Below are 16974 nucleotides of genomic sequence, written 5' to 3' on the forward strand. Positions count from 1 at the left end.
CGCGCATGCCGCACCGGCACGCCCGATGGGCTAACCCCTCCAGCATAAGCGTATTAACAGTCCGATAACGGTCAGGCTTATTTGCACCCGCATTTATTTTACGCCTGCCCGGCGATAAATATCGGCCCTTTTTCCATGCTCATATTTTTAATTGGGTGGAGACGGATCATGATGGTAAAAAAAACCACGCTGCTGACGGTCAATAACGTCAGCAAAAGCGTTCAGCCTACCGGTAAAGAAAAACGTCTGGTACTGAATGAAATCAATTTGCGCCTTTACGACAACGAGGTCGTCAGCATCTTGGGGCAGTCCGGCTCGGGCAAATCCACCCTGCTGCGCATTCTTTCCGGCCTGATCGCGCCGGATCTGGGCACCGTGATGCTGGGGGATAAAAAAGTCTCGGGGCCGAATCCGCAGATCAACATGGTGTTCCAGACCTTCGCCATTTTCCCGTGGCTGAACGTCTACCAAAATATCGCCTTCGGGCTGCAGGCGCAGGATCTGCCGCCGCAGGTGGTCGAAGCCCAAACGCTGAAAATGCTCGATCTGGTCGGGCTCGCGCCCTACCGCGACGCCTACCCGCGCGAGCTTTCCGGCGGCATGCGCCAGCGGGTCGGCTTCGCGCGCGCGCTGGCGGTAGAACCGATGCTGCTGTTGCTGGACGAGCCCTTTTCCGCGCTGGACGTCTATACCGGCGAACACCTGCGCAGCGATCTGCTGCGTATCTGGAGCACGCGCCAGATCAAAACCCGCTCCATCGTACTGGTCACCCACAGCGTAGAGGAAGCGGTGATGATGTCTGACCGCATCCTCCTGCTGGGCGCCGGCACCCTCGACGGCTGCTATCACATCACGCAGCGCCGCGAGGCGCGCACCCGCGAGGGGATGCAGCCGCTGACGGACAAAATCAGCGAGACGCTCAGCCGGCAGATCGCCGCCGCGCACTGAGCGCCGCCCTGGACTGGCGGGACGGAATCCCGCCAACTTAACTACCTGTTTATCAAGAGTTACCCCGCCACGGGTGGCTCATGATAAGCGGATAATACATCGAGTTATTATCATGCATTTCATTCATACACTGCTGACGCTGCTGACCGCGTCCGTCCTGGGCGCCGCCATCGGCTACGAAAGACAGTTCCGCCAGCGCACCGCCGGGCTGCGCACCAACACGCTGGTGGCCACCAGCGCGGCGATCTTCGTCCATCTGGCCATGACCATCGACGGCAGCGGCGGCGCGGTGCGCGTCATTTCCTACGTGGTCTCCGGCGTCGGCTTTCTCGGCGCCGGGGCCATCATGAAGGAAGGGATGAACATCCGCGGCCTGAACACCGCCGCCACGCTCTGGGGCTCCGCGGCGGTCGGCGCCTGTGCCGGCTGCGGCCTGTACGGCGATGCGCTGGCCGCCACGCTGTTCGTGCTCGCCGCCAACACCCTGTTGCGCCCCCTGGTCAATATGGTCAACAAACAACCCTTCAATGACGTTAACGGCGAATCCACCTACCAGATTTGCGTCATTGCCTTCGAGCATGAGCAGCGTGAGGCGCTGGCCAAATTCAAACAGGTGCTGCAAGGGGAAAACTGCTTTATCTCGCATCTGGATATCGAACCCTTTGGCGACGACGACGTGGAGATCACCGCCACGCTGATGCCGGCCTCCGTCACCACGCCGGTGCTCGACCAGACCATCAATAAATTGCTGAACGACAGCATGATGAAACAGGCCTATTACAGCCGCATCGCCGGCTCCGGCTGATGCCGTTCACTTCCAGGGAGATCAACCATGAAAACCATGCCAAAACTGGCTCATCTGACGATGTTCAAAGACATTGTCCACTGTGGAAGTTTGCACGAGGCCGCGAAAAAGCTGGCCATCTCGCAACCGACGCTCAGCCGGGTGCTGAAAGAGCTGGAAATGACCATCGGCGCGCGGCTGCTGGAGCGCAGCAACCGCGGCGTGCGCCTGACGGCGGTCGGTGAGCTGTTTTACCGGCGGATAGACGCCGCCACCAATCAGTTGCTCAACGCGTTTGACGAACTGCGCGGCCTGAGCGCTGACGGCGAGAAGCGCCTGCGGGTGGGGATGAGCGTCGATCCGCTGCTGTGCTACCTGCCTCAGGTGCTCGAAGGCTTCAACCGCCGCTACCCGCATACCCGGGTGACGGTGGTGGAAGACGGCCCGGAAGGCCTGCTGGCCCGGCTGCGAAACTGCGAGCTGGATTTGGCGGTCAGCAGCCTGAACGGCGCGGCGGGCGGCGCCGATCTGGCCATGCAGGCGCTGAAAAGCGAGCGCTTCTCGCTCTATCAGGGAGGCGACCGTACCGCAGCCGGGCAGCCGCCGGCCGAAGCCAAATGGGTGGTGCCGCGCTCCTGCTCGGTGGGGCATGCCGCCATCCGCGAGATCGCCGAACGCTACACGCCGCATGGCCAGATCGTCGAGACCGACTCCTTTCTGGCGACCTGGTGCCTGGTCAGGCAGCAGGGCTATATCGCGCTGCTGAGCGATCGGGTGGTCGCACACTACGCCCCGCAGCTGCACCTGCAGAAAATCCCGACGCAGGAGATCGACATCAGCGCGCGCTTTTACGTCTTTACCCGCCATGAGCCGGCCACGCCGCCGCTCAGCGCCGCGTTTATCCACCTGCTGCAGGCCATGCAGACGGTTTGAGGAGACAGGCCGCCGCCCGCCGGCGGCCGACTCTCTTCTCCTGGCCGCCAACCGCTTACCCCGCTAATCCAACCGTTCACCCGGCGAATCTGACCGCTGAGCGAAATACGCCTGTCTTCCCCCCTTACCCCCGGCGATGATGAGCTGTTCCTAAACCCGCCTTACCTCGGGAAAGACGCTACGGCTCACCGCGCCACTCTGACATCTCTTACAAGCGGATGAGTTCATTCATATTTGCAGACTGGAATTAAGGATACCTCATGAAACGAGAGGGGATTTTAAAGCACATTCCGTGGATGCTGCTGGGGATACTCGGCGCAGCCTGCCTCGGCGTGGTAGCGCTGCGCCGCGGCGAACACATCAGCGCGCTGTGGATCGTCGTCGCTTCGGTGGCGGTGTATCTGGTGGCCTACCGCTACTACAGCCTGTACATCGCCACCAAGGTGATGAAGCTGGACGCCGGCCGCGCCACCCCGGCGGTGGTCAACAACGACGGCCTGAACTACGTGCCGACCAACAAGAACGTGCTGTTCGGCCACCACTTCGCCGCCATCGCCGGCGCCGGACCGCTGGTGGGGCCGGTGCTGGCCGCGCAGGTCGGCTACCTGCCCGGCACGCTGTGGCTGCTGGGCGGCGTGGTGCTGGCGGGGGCGGTGCAGGACTTTATGGTGCTGTTCATCTCCTCGCGCCGCAACGGCGCCTCGCTCGGTGAGATCATCAAAAAAGAGATGGGGCCGATACCGGGCACCATCGCGCTGTTCGGCTGCTTCCTGATCATGATCATCATCCTGGCGGTGCTGGCGCTGATCGTAGTGAAAGCGCTGGCGGAGAGCCCGTGGGGCGTGTTCACCGTCTGCTCCACCGTGCCGATCGCGCTGTTTATGGGCATCTACATGCGCTATCTGCGCCCCGGCCGCGTGGGTGAAGTGTCAGTCATCGGCATCGTGCTGCTGGTGGCCGCCATCTGGTTCGGCGGCGTGGTGGCGCACGACCCGTACTGGGGCCCGGCGCTGACCTTTAAAGACACCACCATCACCTTCACGCTGATCGGCTACGCGTTCATCTCCGCCCTGCTGCCGGTGTGGCTGATCCTGGCGCCGCGCGACTACCTGGCCACTTTCCTGAAAATCGGCGTGATCGTCGGGCTGGCGATCGGCATCGTGATCCTCAACCCTGAGCTGAAAATGCCGGCGGTCACCCAGTTCGTCGACGGCACCGGCCCGGTGTGGAAAGGTACCCTGTTCCCGTTCCTGTTCATCACCATCGCCTGCGGCGCGGTCTCCGGCTTCCATGCGCTGATCGCCTCCGGCACCACGCCGAAGCTGCTGGCCAATGAGACCGACGCGCGCTTTATCGGCTACGGCGCGATGCTGATGGAGTCCTTCGTCGCCATCATGGCGCTGGTGGCGGCGTCCATCATCGAGCCGGGCCTGTACTTCGCCATGAACACCCCGCCGGCGGCGCTGGGCATCACCATGCCGGATCTGCACCGCTTAGGCACCGAAGACGCGCCGATGATCATGGCTTCGCTGAAGGACGTGACCGTGCACGCGGCGGCGGCGGTCAGCTCCTGGGGCTTCGTCATCAGCCCGGAACAGATCCTGCAGACCGCCACCGACATCGGCGAACCTTCGGTGCTGAACCGCGCCGGCGGCGCGCCAACGCTGGCGGTGGGCATCGCCCACGTGTTCCATCAGATCATCCCGGGCGCCAACATGGGCTTCTGGTACCACTTCGGCATTCTGTTCGAAGCGCTGTTCATCCTGACCGCACTGGACGCCGGCACCCGCTCCGGCCGCTTTATGCTGCAGGATCTGCTGGGCAACTTCGTGCCGTTCCTGAAGAAAACCGACTCGCTGGTGGCCGGCATCGTCGGCACCGCCGGCTGCGTCGGGCTGTGGGGCTACCTGCTGTATCAGGGCGTGGTGGATCCGCTCGGCGGCGTGAAGAGCCTGTGGCCGCTGTTCGGCATCTCCAACCAGATGCTGGCCGCCGTGGCGCTGGTGCTGGGCACCGTGGTGCTGATTAAGATGAAGCGCACCCAATACATCTGGGTGACCGTGCTGCCGGCGGTGTGGCTGCTGATCTGCACCACCTACGCGCTGGGCCTGAAGCTGTTCAGCGACAACCCGCAGCTGGAAGGCTTCTTCTTCCTGGCCGGCGAGTATAAGCGCAAGATCGCCGAAGGCGGCGCCGAGCTGAGCGCCCAGCAGATCGCCAACATGAACCACATCGTGGTGAACAACTACACCAACGCCGGGCTGAGCATTCTGTTCCTGCTGGTGGTGTACAGCATCATCTTCTACGGGGTGAAAACCGCGCTGGCGGCGCACAAAAACCCGAAACGCACCGATCAGGAAACGCCTTACGTGCCGGTGCCGCAGGCCACGCCCGCCGACGGCGTAACTGAGGGGGAGGTCAAAGTTTCGACCCAGCATTGATGTGATTTAACGGATACCCTGCATAATGAAATCAGTTATGCAGTACCGACATGAAAGCTAACCGGTACCCAAAGGATTTCGGGCCGCAGCAAGGCGGCAAGTGAGCGAATCCCCAGGAGCTTACTCAAGTAAGTGACTGGGGTTCGGGAATGCAGCCAACACCGCTGCGGTTCGAAAGACGAAGGGTAAGCAGGGTATTTGGGAATAAGAAACTATGTTCGGAAATCTCGGCCAGGCGGGGAAGTACCTCGGGCAGGCAGCGCGCATGTTGGTGGGCGTGCCTGACTACGATACCTACGTCCAGCACATGAAAGACAACCACCCGGACAAGCCGGTGATGACCTATAAAGAATTTTTCCGCGAGCGCCAGCAAGCGCGCTACGGCGGCGACGGCAAAGGCGGCATGCGCTGCTGTTAACCCGCAGTCACAAGGATCCGTATGAAACCCATTGCAGTCACCATCCTGACCGGCTTTTTGGGCGCCGGCAAAACCACCCTGCTGCGCCACATCCTGAACGCCGAACACGGCTATAAAATCGCGGTCATCGAAAACGAGTTCGGCGAAGTGCCAATCGACGACGCGCTGATCGGCGATCGCGCCAGCCGCATCACCACGTTGAGCAACGGCTGCATCTGCTGCAGCAAGTCCAACGAACTGGCGGACGCACTGCTGGATCTGCTGGACGGCGTTGACAGCGGCCAGCTGGCATTCGATCGGCTGATCATCGAATGCACCGGCATGGCCGATCCCGGCCCGATTACCCAGACCTTTTTCTCGCACGAGATCCTGTGCGAGCGCTTCCTGCTGGACGGCATCATCACCCTGGTGGACGCGGCGCACGCCGAGCAGCAGTTGAGCCAGTTCAGCATCGCCCAGGCGCAGGTGGGCTACGCCGACCGCCTCCTGCTGACCAAAACCGACGTGGCGCCGGACTGCGAGGCGCTGATCCAGCGGCTGCAGCGGATGAACGCCCGTGCGCCGGTCTACCAGGTGACGCACGGCGACATCGATCTGAGCGTGCTGTTCGACATCGAAGGCTTTACGCTGAACGACAAGCTCAACCTGACGCCAGCCACCCCGCTGTTCCGCCGCATCCCGCAGCCGCAGAGCGACATCCGCTCAATTGTCGTGACGCTGGAACGCCCGCTGCCGCTGATGCAAATCTCCGACGTGATGGAAGGCCTGCTGCTGGAATACGCCGACAACCTACTGCGCTACAAAGGCATTCTGTTTATCGAAGACGAGCCGCGCCGCCTGCTGTTCCAGGGCGTACAGCGGCTGTATAACGCCGACTGGGATCGGGAGTGGCTGCCAGAGGAAGAACGCAAGAGCACGCTGGTGTTTATTGGCGTGGATCTGCCGGAGGAGGAGATTCGGGGAAGGATTGGGGGGCTGGGGTAAGGGCGAAAAACCGCGCCCACGGGGCACGCTGACGCATCGCAACGCGCTGCGCTTTAGCGACATCGCCGTGTTGGCATGCTAAAATATGACCAATAATGGAGGATGCCCCATGACCCAAAGAGCTATCGTTAACGTTGCCAGCTATGTCCATAAACTGGCTAAAGACCATGAAATTACACATTACCGCGACGGCATGAGCCGTATGGCGGTGGCCATTACCGGTCTGGCTGACGATGCTGTCGAATTGGATGAGGTGGAACAATTACTGGTTAACCTTAAACGAAAAGGTGTCCTGACCAAGTCTGAAATTCTCAGTCTTCAGGGGCGTTATTTCCGCGAACAGAGGGCCGTTCGCAAGAAATTCAAAGCATGATGTTTGATCCTTTCGGCGATTTTGATGCCAACGGCTATCTGCAAAATAAGGCCTGGATGGCTTGGATAAAGAAAATATCTCCTACGGCAGCATGGACGATCCTGAAGTACAGAAAATTTACATGACTTACCGTGGCGAACAATAAGCCAATCCGACCGTTTTACCTCTTTTGAAAATACGGCCCCGCCGCCACCGAGTCGCGCTCGATCAGGCTGGCCGGGAAGCTGGGGCGTTTGCTCAGCTCGCCGCCGTCCAGCATCGACAGCAGGCGGTTGATGGTCTCCTGGATCATCTCGGTGACCGGCATCTTCATGCTCGACAGCGACGGCACGGTATAGGGCGCCAGCGGGATGTCGTCGAAGCCGATGACCGATACCGCCTCCGGCACCGCCACGCCGCGCTCCGCCAGCCGCTTCATCGCACCGATGGCCATCTCGTCGTTGCCGGCGACGATGGCGCTGAACGGCTGCCCGCCGGCCAGCAGCGCATCGACCGCCGCCACGCCGCTTTGCGCGTGCCATCTTCCTTCGACGATCAACGCCTCGTTAACCGCGATGCCCTGCTGCGCCAGCGCGGATTTGTAGCCGGAAAGCCGCTCCAGCCCGGTGGGGGAATCGAGCGAACCGGTGATAAAGGCGATGTCGCGATGCCCGCGCGCGATCAGGTGCGCCACCGCCGCCGCGCCGGCGGCGTGCTGATCGCTGAAGATGCAGTAGCTGTCGTTCAGCCGTAGCCGCCGGTTGATCACCAGAATCGGCTGGCGGTGTTGGGAGACGATCTCGTCCATTTCCGCAATCGACAGAAAACGCGGATAGATGATCACCCCGTCGCAGCGCAGATCCAGCAAAAACTGAATGGCGGCCCGCTCCTCTTCGGCGGTGTGCTTGCCGTCCGCCAGGATCAGCTGGCGGCCGTTCGCCTCCATGATGCGCGCCGACTGCGCCATCAGTTCGCTGAAATAGTTGCCGCTGTAGAGGGTGTTGGTGACCACCAGGCCGAGGGTTTGAGTGGTGTTGGTCGCCAGGCTGCGCGCCAGCAGGTTGGGCCGATAGCCGGTTTCCGCGATGGCTTTATCCACCAACGCGCGTTTCTCCTCGCTGACATAGCCGCTGCCGGACAACACGCGCGACACCGTCGCCTTTGAAACGCCGGCCTTTTTCGCCACCTCGAGTATCGTTGCCATCTGTGCGCCGCCAAAATCCATGGGTTCAGCGCAGTCTACCCAAGACGCCCGGCGTTTGGAACGCTTTCACGCCCCTGTGCGTCGATGCGTACTTACCTCTGGCGATCCAGATCACGAAAACGAAACACCAAAAATCATAGTTCTTGCCAACAACAAAACACCAATACATGATTTTGTGAAACCGGTTTCTTATGGGCGTTTCATACGAATGGAACGACGGATCGCCCAGGCAGTAAATATTCGCCTTTGGGCTATCCGAATTGCTATCTGAGAGACGACACGCCATGCCGAAGAACTACGCAGAGATCTCGCACGCCATCGTGGCCGCCCTGGGCGGCACGAGCAATATCGAGGCCGTGACCCACTGCATGACCCGCCTGAGATTCGTGGTGAAAGACAAAACCCAGATCGACATGCCGGCACTGAAGGCCATCGATGGCGTGCTGGGCGTGGTGCACAGCGGCGAGCAGTGCCAGGTGATCATCGGCAACGAGGTGGCCAAGGCCTATCAAGCGGTGCTGGCACTCGGCATGTCGAGCGCGGCGGCCCCCGCTGCCCCGGTAAAACGCAAGCTCACCCTGAAGGGCATCGGCGCCGGCATTCTCGACGCGCTGGTGGGCACCATGTCGCCCCTGATCCCCGCCATCATCGGCGGCTCGATGGTGAAGCTGCTGGCGATGATCCTGGATATGGCCGGGGTATTCGAAAAAGGCTCCTCGACCCTCGTCATCCTCAACGTGATCGGCGACGGCGCATTCTTCTTCCTGCCGGTGATGGTCGCCGCCTCGGCGGCGCTGAAGTTCAAAACCAACATGTCATTGGCGATCGCCATCGCCGGGGTGCTGGTGCATCCCAACTTTATCGATCTGATGGCCAAGGCGGCGCAGGGCCAGGCGGTGGAATTCGCCTTCATCCCGGTGACGGCGGTGAAATACACCTACACGGTGATCCCGGCACTGGTGATGACCTGGATCCTGTCGCACATCGAACGCGGGGTGGATCGCATCACCCCGGCGGTGACCAAGAACTTCCTCAAGCCGATGCTGATCGTACTGATCGCCGCGCCGATCGCCATTCTGCTTATCGGCCCGCTCGGCATCTGGATCGGCAGCGGCATCTCTGCGCTGGTCTACACCGTGCACGGCTACCTGGGCTGGCTTTCCGTGGCCATCATGGGGGCGATTTGGCCGCTGCTGGTGATCACCGGCATGCACCGGGTGTTCACCCCGACCATCATCCAGACCATCGCCGAGACCGGCAAAGAGGGCATGGTGATGCCTTCGGAGATCGGCGCCAACCTGTCGCTGGGCGGCGCTTCGCTGGCGGTGGCGCTGAAAACCAAGAACCGCGAGCTGCGCCAGACCGCGCTGGCCGCTGCCGCCTCCGCCATCGTGGCGGGGATTTCCGAACCGGCGCTGTACGGCGTGGCGGTGCGCCTGAAGCGGCCGCTGATCGCCAGCCTGATCAGCGGCTTCGTCTGCGGCGCGGTCGCCGGCATCGGCGGATTGGCCAGCCATTCGATGGCCTCGCCCGGGCTGTTCACCAGCGTGCAGTTCTTCGATCCGGCCAACCCGATGAGCATCGTGTGGGTGGTGGCGGTGATGGCGCTCTCGGTAGTACTGTCGTTCGCGCTCACGCTAATACTGGGCTTCGAGGATCTGCCGGAAAACGCCGCCGCGCCCGGCCAAACCGCACCGGCGGCGAACGCCGCCAGCGCAACGCATTGAGACACCAGAGGATTGCATGTCCGATTCAACATTCCCTAAAGGATTTTTATGGGGCGGCGCTTTAGCCGCCAACCAGGCGGAAGGCGGCTATCGCGAGGGCGGCAAAGGGCTGACCACCGTCGATATGATCCCGCACGGCCCGCACCGCATGGCGGTCAAACTCGGGCTGGAGAAGCGCTTTAGCCTACGCGACGACGAGTTTTACCCCAGCCACGACGCCATCGATTTCTACCACCGCTACCGCGACGACATCGCGCTGATGGCGCAGATGGGCTTTACCGTATTCCGCACCTCCATCGCCTGGAGCCGCATCTACCCCAACGGCGACGAGCTGACGCCCAACCCCGAAGGCATCGCCTTCTACCGCAGCCTGTTCGAAGAGTGCCGCCAATACGGCATCGAGCCGCTGGTGACCCTGTGCCATTTCGACGTGCCGATGCACCTGGTGACCGAATACGGCTCCTGGCGCAGCCGCAAGATGGTGGAGTTCTTCACCCGCTACGCCCGCACCTGCTTCGAAGCCTTCGACGGGCTGGTGAAATACTGGCTCACCTTCAACGAGATCAACATCCTGCTGCACAGCCCGTTCTCCGGCGCCGGGCTGGTGTTTGAAGCGGACGAAAACCCCGAACAGGTGAAATACCAGGCCGCGCACCACGAACTGGTGGCCAGCGCGCTGGCGACGCGCATCGCCCACGAAGTGAACCCCACCAACCAGGTGGGTTGCATGCTGGCCGGCGGCAACTTCTACCCGTGGTCCAGCAAGCCGGAAGACGTGTGGGCCGCGCTGGAGAAAGACCGCGAGAACCTGTTCTTTATCGACGTGCAGGCGCGCGGCGCTTATCCCTCCTACGCCGCCCGCGTCTTCCGCGAGAAAGGCGTGAGCATCGCGATGGCGCCGGAAGACGCCGACATCCTGAAACACACCGTCGACTTCGTCTCCTTCAGCTACTACGCCTCGCGCTGCGCCTCCGCCGACATGAACGACAACAACAGCAGCGCCGCCAACGTGGTGAAATCGCTGGCGAACCCGCACCTGCCGCGCAGCGACTGGGGCTGGGGCATCGATCCGCTGGGGCTGCGCATCACCATGAACATGATGTACGACCGCTACCAAAAGCCGCTGTTCCTGGTGGAAAACGGTCTGGGCGCACACGACGAGTTCAATGCAGCAGGCGAGATTGAGGACGACTACCGCATCAGCTACCTGCGCGAACACATCCGCGCCATGGCCGACGCCATCGCCGACGGCGTGCCGGTGCTGGGTTACACCACCTGGGGCTGCATCGACCTGGTGGCCGCCTCGACCGGCGAAATGAGCAAGCGTTACGGCTTTGTCTACGTCGACCGCGACGACCAGGGCAACGGCACCCTCACCCGCACCCGCAAGAAATCGTTCTGGTGGTATAAGAAAGTGATTGCCAGCAATGGGGGGGATTTGGGGTAATGGGGATGGGGGTTAGCGTGGGGTGCGGAGGGCTTCCAACCTAAGTTGATTGCCTTCCTGCTGCACAACGAATTCGGCGACGAATTCACGCGCAGAGGGAAACTCGCCCGCCTGCTGTTTCTTGAGGGAGACCAACTTCGCGGAGAAATGGTATTGCTGCCCCGGCGTAAATACGTAGTCCTCATCAGGGACGCACTGATTGGGGGCGACATCCCGCAGCGGATCGAAGAATTTGAACGTACGGCTCTGTGCCTCATCCAATCGATAGATCGAGATACCCGCAAGCTTTTCGTCTCCCTGCGGCTGAACGGTGATACATACTTTGCCCTCACGCAAGCCGGCGGTTGCGGGGTAGTCTACGGGGATACGATCGCCTATCGACGGACAGCCGGCGAGCAGGAAGGGGAAAGTGAGGGGGAAGATCCGTTTCATGATTACCTCAAACGCTGGGACTTCATTTGGTATGCGTCAATGACTTCGCGAGGGCACTACGCACCTGCTGCAAAAACGCGGGAACCGTTGTGCCCCATAACTCGGGGCTGAAGGTAAAGCCGAAACGTTGGTTGAATAATGACTCCACATTATCCTGCGCCAGTAGCTCATCGAGCTCATTGACCAAAGCCTCGCGCTGCTGATGAGTCGCCAGACGAATGTACTCTGCGATCAGCGCAGTAATATCGCCCTCTGCATTTATCAGGTCATAATCTTGGCCAAAATAAACGACGATCAGGTTATCAAGTTCGCTGGTTTTCATCGGCTTATCTCACAGGGAAAGCGCTAAGGATAAAGTAAGGTTTGCCACTCAATCACAACGCCAGGCCGAGATCCAGGCTCGAATAACCCGGCATCCACTGCGTTAATTAAAGCTGCCTAGCTTTTGCTCTGCTTTTCGTTGCAACATGGCAAAGAACGCTACCGCTGTAGTACTCCAGCTCTCTGGCACAAACTCATCTGAAAAATGCTCCGCCATGCCTTCGTCTATACGGCCTGCATAAGTAGCCTGAAACTCTTTAGTCTCCTCGAGAATATCACGGATGACTTGACTGCCGTTTTGCTCCAGGAAGCCGTCAATCACACCGTCGGCCGTTTCGGCATCAGTAAACAGATCATAATCCTGACCAAAGTAAATACTGAATAACTTACTGAGTTCGCTGAAGTCTCCGTACAATCTCATTATTACCTCAAAAGTCGGGAAAAGCTGTCAGTATGAAATAGGGTTTACCTTGAAACTGCTGATAGTGCAACACGACCTTTAATCGCGATGTTCTCACTAATTGCGTTGAATTTTTACTCAGGCCATAACCGATATCACTGGACATAATATGGGTCAATTCAAGATTTGGCCTACCCGCAGGATTCGTGGCCCACAGTCTTATCCACTCTTTATTTGCTTTTAACGCCGAGCTGACGGCGACCTCCGCGGCCCCTAATGATTTAAACGAAGAGGCCTTGTTCACTCGTGGATTTTTTAAACGCTCTAGCAGTTGCTCTTTCGTCACCCCAACATGACGTTTAATGGTATGCCCACCCGGTTTCATCCCCGTAGGGGACTCATGCTCAACCAGCTTAACCCGCCCCATGCGCACGGATGCGACTCGGGCTGCGCCAACCGCTCCGGCAAAGACAAAAGGCACGGCAATATCGACCGTTAAACCGACGTTATAGGCCGTTTCCCGATCGGCACCCAATGCTTGCGCCAACACAACGGCAGACTGATAAGTATCGCTAGTTGTTGGATGCCCGGTAATCATCTGATTGGAAGCGGCCTTGATGCTGTCCAGGCTATGCGTTCCCACCACCACACACCCGACCTTGGTGATAAACGTCGGATCCGGCGCATAGCACAACACCCCCGCCCCCATCAGCTCAACGACACCACCGGCAAGCCCCAAACCACCAAGCAGACGGTTACTGAGCGTTTCGCCTTCAGTGACGCTTTCATCAGACAGCACCGCCGCAAGCTGCACCGGCGACAGGGCAATACGCAACTCATCTTCATTCGCCATGTTCGTTCATCCGTGAATGAGCAAAGCCGTATGAGTAACATAAGCTCTAGAAAGGATAAATACTGGAACGGTTAACGCCGAATTAACCGGCAGCTTATCTGCAAGGTTCGGACAATGCTGAAGCACTGTTATTTCAATAGAGCGCCTCGTTATTGGATGTTTTCGATAGCAAAGTGATTATTGAATCTTTTCACTTTGAAGTGAGCGATAAAGGCCCTGCCGGAAACATCCTGCAGATTTCTGCGCTTCTCAAGCGGTACGAAATTTAGCCTCATGCTGTAGATATAATTTTCCTGAAACGGGTAATCATTCTGCGTAACGCAAATGCCCTTTTTCAGATCCTGATTCCCCACCTCAATCAATTTCTCATCCGTATCACCGCGGAGATAGAGCGTATCTTGCATTTCGTTTTCCTTTGGTGACGGATAGATGCAGATGTCGCCATTCGCTTTAGCATGGGCAGTGATAGGGGTGTCCGGCGCATAGCGCTGATCGAGGCAGTCGCCAGTGCAGGCGCTCAGTAATGCTGCCCCGAAAGCGATAAGTAAGAAATTAGCTTTCATCATATTCCATTATTTATACATCTTCATGAATAAATATAATCCATGAATGGATGACTAATAATTCAACGCAAAGATGATATGCCGAATTGCGAGGTACATTCCAATCCTAAAAGTAAATAAACTGTAATTCCATACAGTTTATTTTTTCCTTTTACTGATAACGTTATAGTTTTTCCGCTGCGGCCAAATCCACAGCCGGAGTTAGCGTTCCGAATCTGACATACTACCGCTGTATTATGTAATAATGCAGCAGCTTTAGTTCACTCCAAATAATGGTGGCTCAGGCGGGGGCTTCGCAAGAAGCGCCGGTTCGTATGTCCCGGTGACGCTAACCCCGTCCGGGCTACCACCCGAGTTTAGCGTCTCTGGTGATAGTCATTAGCTAATGACATACGGAGATGTACCCAAGATAAAGGTTCCCACTACAGAATCCGTTGCAAGCACCCTTACCCTCTACCGCCAACTGTTTAACCACCTCGATCTCAGCGCTTTCAATCCCTCAGAGCTCTTAGACCTCGCCGCACTCTCTGCCGAGCAAGCGGAAGGTCTGTGCCACGGCCTGATGCTGTTCGGCCACTTGCTGCAAAAGCACCCACAACTGGACACTGAAGGCTGGGAACAGCTGAATCGCTATCTCAACGCCACAGCGCATCTGGTTCCTGCGTTGTGTAACCTTTATGGGCGGGCACTGCGGGAGATGGAAGCCTGCGGCTAACATAAATGGCAATCAGGGCGATGCTCATCGCCCTTCCCACTCAGGATTTACAATAGATCTGACTGACATATCACAACAAAAACATTCATCAAGGTAGGCATTTCCTCCCCTACCTGGCATAGTTAACGCATTCGGTAAATCGATGAGTTAACTGCTGGGTATTGATGCATACTGCTCTCGTCAGCAAGCACATTGCTCAGAGTCTACTCGGCAATGTGAGGGAGTGGTTTTGGCAACTGCAATAGAGGCGTTATCTTCAAAAGAATCCGTTTTAAAAGCCATCGAAGAATATAAAAAACTTGGCCGAGATGAATTCTTAAAACAACATAAAATAAAGCGATTTAAAAAATTCAATCTTCTTTATAATGGCGAGAAGTACGACATCCGCGGCATTGCCGCTAGAGCATACAGTGAGCAGCATGGCTATCCGTTAAAGGGAATCAACGCCGATAGCGGAACGGAAAAAGCCATCCAACTTCTCAAAGATCTCGGTTTTGATATCGTCGAAACACCGCATCCTTTTGACTATTTAACCGAAGGTAAACTGTACACACGTAAAGCGCTTATCGAGCTTTACGGCGGGCAACTGCAAGGCGGTATCTGGACCCCACGGGAATTCCCGGTGATCTTTATCTTCACCGGAGAAAGCGGCGAAACCTACGGCTATAAAGATGGATGGACAGCTGAAGGCAGCTTCTCTTATACGGGAGAAGGCCAAAAAGGTGATATGGAATTTATTCGAGGCAATAAATCCATCCGCGATCATAAAAAAGACGGCAAAGACATCTTCCTGTTTGAGGACAACAAGAAAGAAAAAGGCGTCCGCTATCTTGGCATGTTTGAGTGCGACTCTTGGGATCACATTCAGTGCTTAGACTTCGAAAATAACATGCGGCAAGGCATTACCTTTAACCTGTTCAAAGTCTCGTCACTGCACGCGGTTGAAGAAGATGCAGAAACTGATGAAGCCGATATGCAGACAGAGACGCTCGAACAGTTACGCAAGAAGGCACTGCAGTCCTCACAGCAATCTGGCCAGCGCCAGCAGAGCGACAGCAAAAAATCCTGGTTCAAACGTAGCGAAGACGTAAAAAAATACGTGCTGAAGCGCGCCAATGGCATCTGTGAAGCCTGCGACCAACCTGCACCGTTCATGAAAAGGAACGGTGAGCCCTACCTCGAACCCCACCACACCAAACGTTTAGCCGACGAAGGCCCCGATCACCCGCAGTGGGTGGGTGCTATCTGCCCGACTTGCCATCGACGGATTCATAGTGGGGTGGATGGGAAAGAGGTGAATAAGAAGCTGATGGTGAAGTTGGAGTTGAAAGAGGCCACTATCGGTTAAAAGTTGCCTACAACAGCGTGCTACCTGTCAACTTCAAAACCAGGTTTGTGCAGTATCATAGGAATAATAAAGAATAACAGGGAACCTCAGCATGTCAGTACCTACCTACGACCAATTCATCGAGCCAGTGCTTCGCTTTTTGGCTACTAAGCCCGAAGGCGCACTTGCTCGGGATGTGCAAGATGCAGCAGCAGACATACTCAACCTAAACGAAGAACAACGGGCAGAGACCATCGCCAGCGGCCAATTGGTTTACAAGAACCGTACCGGCTGGGCTCACGATCGTCTGAAACGTGCTGGGCTCTCGCACAGCTTATCCAGAGGAAAATGGTGCTTAACCGCCAAAGGCATCGACTGGTTAAAGCAGCATCCAAACCCGCTCACTGCAGCAGAAGTCGAACATCTCGCTTTGGCTTATACCAACGTCAAACTTCAACAAAATAGTGATGCGGTGGATTTAGACCCAGTTACAGAGCCCCTTCTCACCGAAGCGATGTTAACGAATAGCCCAGACGACCGCCTGGAACAATCAATCAAAGAGATCCGCGATGCGGTAGCAACGGAACTGCTGGAGAATCTAAGCCAGGTATCCCCAGGCCGCTTCGAAGTTATCGTGTTGGATGTGCTGCACCGTTTAGGCTACGGCGGCCACCGCGATGATTTAAAGCGTGTCGGAGGCAGCGGTGATGCGGGGATTGATGGCGTTATCTCTTTAGATAAGCTCGGCTTAGAAAAAGTGTATGTGCAAGCCAAACGCTGGCAAAACACCGTAGGCCGCCCTGAGTTGCATGCCTTCTACGGTGCACTTGTGGGACAAAAGGCTAAACGAGGGGTATTCATCACGACATCTGGCTTTACTAAGCATGCCGTTGCCTACGCGCAATCGGTAGAAGGCATGGTACTTATCGACGGTAACCGATTGGTACATCTGATGATGGATAATGAGGTGGGTGTTAGTTCGACGCTGGTTAAAGTACCAAAGTTGGATAGTGATTATTTTGATCAGTAAACTCTTCTACACTAATCTCGTCGTTACGCCCTCTTAATCGGCGTCGGTCAAGAAGCCTTTGAACAGGTCTCCTCGTGAGGACAGGATATATCTAC

Annotated in this window: 18 protein-coding genes; 12 read left to right on the plus strand and 6 right to left on the minus strand. The window is 57.6% G+C overall.

Going from position 1 to position 16974, the window contains the following annotated elements; genetic code table 11:
* Positions 1–168 precede the first annotated feature (168 nt).
* The 7 genes from ACYF6X_RS17815 (at position 169) to ACYF6X_RS17845 (ending at position 6881) form a co-directional block, all read left to right on the plus strand.
* A complete protein-coding gene (locus ACYF6X_RS17815) occupies positions 169–948 on the plus strand; it encodes an ABC transporter ATP-binding protein (protein ID WP_063991534.1) in 780 nt (259 codons plus the stop codon).
* A gap of 112 nt (positions 949–1060) precedes the next feature.
* The gene (locus tag ACYF6X_RS17820; RefSeq protein ID WP_019453282.1) at positions 1061–1753 is read left to right on the plus strand and encodes an MgtC/SapB family protein; all 693 of its coding nucleotides are present in this window, start codon (positions 1061–1063) and stop codon (positions 1751–1753) included.
* 27 nt (positions 1754–1780) lie between these two features.
* Positions 1781–2665, plus strand: a complete 885-nt coding sequence (locus ACYF6X_RS17825) for a LysR family transcriptional regulator (protein ID WP_107226685.1) — start codon at positions 1781–1783, stop codon at positions 2663–2665.
* A 260-nt stretch (positions 2666–2925) separates the two neighbouring features.
* Complete coding sequence (locus ACYF6X_RS17830; RefSeq protein ID WP_130018727.1) at positions 2926–5106, plus strand: carbon starvation CstA family protein; 2181 nt, start codon at positions 2926–2928, stop codon at positions 5104–5106.
* Between the two features lie 214 nt (positions 5107–5320).
* Positions 5321–5524, plus strand: coding sequence for a YbdD/YjiX family protein (locus tag ACYF6X_RS17835; RefSeq protein ID WP_004953088.1), 204 nt, complete (start codon positions 5321–5323; stop codon positions 5522–5524).
* Between the two features lie 21 nt (positions 5525–5545).
* Positions 5546–6508 carry a GTPase gene (gene yjiA, locus ACYF6X_RS17840; protein ID WP_130018728.1) on the plus strand — a complete coding sequence of 321 codons (963 nt, stop codon included), beginning with the start codon at positions 5546–5548 and terminating at the stop codon, positions 6506–6508.
* A 109-nt stretch (positions 6509–6617) separates the two neighbouring features.
* A complete protein-coding gene (locus tag ACYF6X_RS17845) occupies positions 6618–6881 on the plus strand; it encodes a hypothetical protein (RefSeq protein ID WP_063991538.1) in 264 nt (87 codons plus the stop codon).
* Positions 6882–7041: 160 nt separating this feature from the next.
* Here ACYF6X_RS17845 and ACYF6X_RS17850 read toward each other — a convergent pair whose 3' ends face one another.
* Entirely contained in the window at positions 7042–8064 is a 1023-nt protein-coding gene (locus ACYF6X_RS17850) for a LacI family DNA-binding transcriptional regulator (protein WP_130018729.1), read from the minus strand.
* A gap of 284 nt (positions 8065–8348) precedes the next feature.
* On the opposite strand from ACYF6X_RS17850, the gene ascF reads away from it, so the two are divergent.
* On the plus strand, positions 8349–9791 hold the full coding sequence (gene ascF / locus ACYF6X_RS17855; protein ID WP_130018730.1) for a PTS cellobiose/arbutin/salicin transporter subunit IIBC: 1443 nt from the start codon (positions 8349–8351) through the stop codon (positions 9789–9791).
* Between the two features lie 16 nt (positions 9792–9807).
* Entirely contained in the window at positions 9808–11238 is a 1431-nt protein-coding gene (locus ACYF6X_RS17860) for a 6-phospho-beta-glucosidase (protein ID WP_130018731.1), read from the plus strand.
* 12 nt (positions 11239–11250) lie between these two features.
* Here ACYF6X_RS17860 and ACYF6X_RS17865 read toward each other — a convergent pair whose 3' ends face one another.
* The 5 genes from ACYF6X_RS17865 to ACYF6X_RS17885 form a co-directional block, all read right to left on the minus strand.
* The gene (locus tag ACYF6X_RS17865) at positions 11251–11670 is read right to left on the minus strand and encodes a putative T6SS immunity periplasmic lipoprotein (protein ID WP_130017475.1); all 420 of its coding nucleotides are present in this window, start codon (positions 11668–11670) and stop codon (positions 11251–11253) included.
* A 22-nt stretch (positions 11671–11692) separates the two neighbouring features.
* Positions 11693–11992, minus strand: coding sequence for a contact-dependent growth inhibition system immunity protein (locus ACYF6X_RS17870; RefSeq protein ID WP_130017474.1), 300 nt, complete (start codon positions 11990–11992; stop codon positions 11693–11695).
* A 102-nt stretch (positions 11993–12094) separates the two neighbouring features.
* Positions 12095–12412: a contact-dependent growth inhibition system immunity protein gene (locus ACYF6X_RS17875; protein ID WP_130017473.1), complete on the minus strand. Its 318-nt coding sequence runs from the start codon at positions 12410–12412 to the stop codon at positions 12095–12097.
* A gap of 7 nt (positions 12413–12419) precedes the next feature.
* Positions 12420–13244, minus strand: coding sequence for an RNase A-like domain-containing protein (locus tag ACYF6X_RS17880; protein ID WP_130017472.1), 825 nt, complete (start codon positions 13242–13244; stop codon positions 12420–12422).
* Between the two features lie 149 nt (positions 13245–13393).
* Positions 13394–13807: a putative T6SS immunity periplasmic lipoprotein gene (locus ACYF6X_RS17885; RefSeq protein ID WP_130017471.1), complete on the minus strand. Its 414-nt coding sequence runs from the start codon at positions 13805–13807 to the stop codon at positions 13394–13396.
* Positions 13808–14192: 385 nt separating this feature from the next.
* On the opposite strand from ACYF6X_RS17885, the gene ACYF6X_RS17890 reads away from it, so the two are divergent.
* From ACYF6X_RS17890 to ACYF6X_RS17900, 3 genes are all read left to right on the plus strand, one after another.
* On the plus strand, positions 14193–14522 hold the full coding sequence (locus ACYF6X_RS17890; protein WP_130017470.1) for a hypothetical protein: 330 nt from the start codon (positions 14193–14195) through the stop codon (positions 14520–14522).
* 223 nt (positions 14523–14745) lie between these two features.
* On the plus strand, positions 14746–15870 hold the full coding sequence (locus tag ACYF6X_RS17895; RefSeq protein ID WP_442524238.1) for an HNH endonuclease: 1125 nt from the start codon (positions 14746–14748) through the stop codon (positions 15868–15870).
* Between the two features lie 91 nt (positions 15871–15961).
* Positions 15962–16879, plus strand: coding sequence for a restriction endonuclease (locus ACYF6X_RS17900; protein ID WP_130017468.1), 918 nt, complete (start codon positions 15962–15964; stop codon positions 16877–16879).
* Positions 16880–16974 lie beyond the last annotated feature (95 nt).

It is taken from the genome of Serratia sp. ID 25-353 (assembly GCF_054792795.1).

Bases quoted from the DNA above. Each gene is read 5' to 3' on its own strand.
- ACYF6X_RS17815 (WP_063991534.1), top strand. From the start codon at position 169: ATGATGGTAAAAAAAACCACGCTGCTGACGGTCAATAACGTCAGCAAA.
- ACYF6X_RS17820 (WP_019453282.1), top strand. From the start codon at position 1,061: ATGCATTTCATTCATACACTGCTGACGCTGCTGACCGCGTCCGTCCTG.
- ACYF6X_RS17825 (WP_107226685.1), top strand. From the start codon at position 1,781: ATGAAAACCATGCCAAAACTGGCTCATCTGACGATGTTCAAAGACATT.
- ACYF6X_RS17830 (WP_130018727.1), top strand. From the start codon at position 2,926: ATGAAACGAGAGGGGATTTTAAAGCACATTCCGTGGATGCTGCTGGGG.
- ACYF6X_RS17835 (WP_004953088.1), top strand. From the start codon at position 5,321: ATGTTCGGAAATCTCGGCCAGGCGGGGAAGTACCTCGGGCAGGCAGCG.
- yjiA (WP_130018728.1), top strand. From the start codon at position 5,546: ATGAAACCCATTGCAGTCACCATCCTGACCGGCTTTTTGGGCGCCGGC.
- ACYF6X_RS17845 (WP_063991538.1), top strand. From the start codon at position 6,618: ATGACCCAAAGAGCTATCGTTAACGTTGCCAGCTATGTCCATAAACTG.
- ACYF6X_RS17850 (WP_130018729.1), bottom strand. From the start codon at position 8,064: ATGGCAACGATACTCGAGGTGGCGAAAAAGGCCGGCGTTTCAAAGGCG.
- ascF (WP_130018730.1), top strand. From the start codon at position 8,349: ATGCCGAAGAACTACGCAGAGATCTCGCACGCCATCGTGGCCGCCCTG.
- ACYF6X_RS17860 (WP_130018731.1), top strand. From the start codon at position 9,808: ATGTCCGATTCAACATTCCCTAAAGGATTTTTATGGGGCGGCGCTTTA.
- ACYF6X_RS17865 (WP_130017475.1), bottom strand. From the start codon at position 11,670: ATGAAACGGATCTTCCCCCTCACTTTCCCCTTCCTGCTCGCCGGCTGT.
- ACYF6X_RS17870 (WP_130017474.1), bottom strand. From the start codon at position 11,992: ATGAAAACCAGCGAACTTGATAACCTGATCGTCGTTTATTTTGGCCAA.
- ACYF6X_RS17875 (WP_130017473.1), bottom strand. From the start codon at position 12,412: ATGAGATTGTACGGAGACTTCAGCGAACTCAGTAAGTTATTCAGTATT.
- ACYF6X_RS17880 (WP_130017472.1), bottom strand. From the start codon at position 13,244: ATGGCGAATGAAGATGAGTTGCGTATTGCCCTGTCGCCGGTGCAGCTT.
- ACYF6X_RS17885 (WP_130017471.1), bottom strand. From the start codon at position 13,807: ATGAAAGCTAATTTCTTACTTATCGCTTTCGGGGCAGCATTACTGAGC.
- ACYF6X_RS17890 (WP_130017470.1), top strand. From the start codon at position 14,193: ATGACATACGGAGATGTACCCAAGATAAAGGTTCCCACTACAGAATCC.
- ACYF6X_RS17900 (WP_130017468.1), top strand. From the start codon at position 15,962: ATGTCAGTACCTACCTACGACCAATTCATCGAGCCAGTGCTTCGCTTT.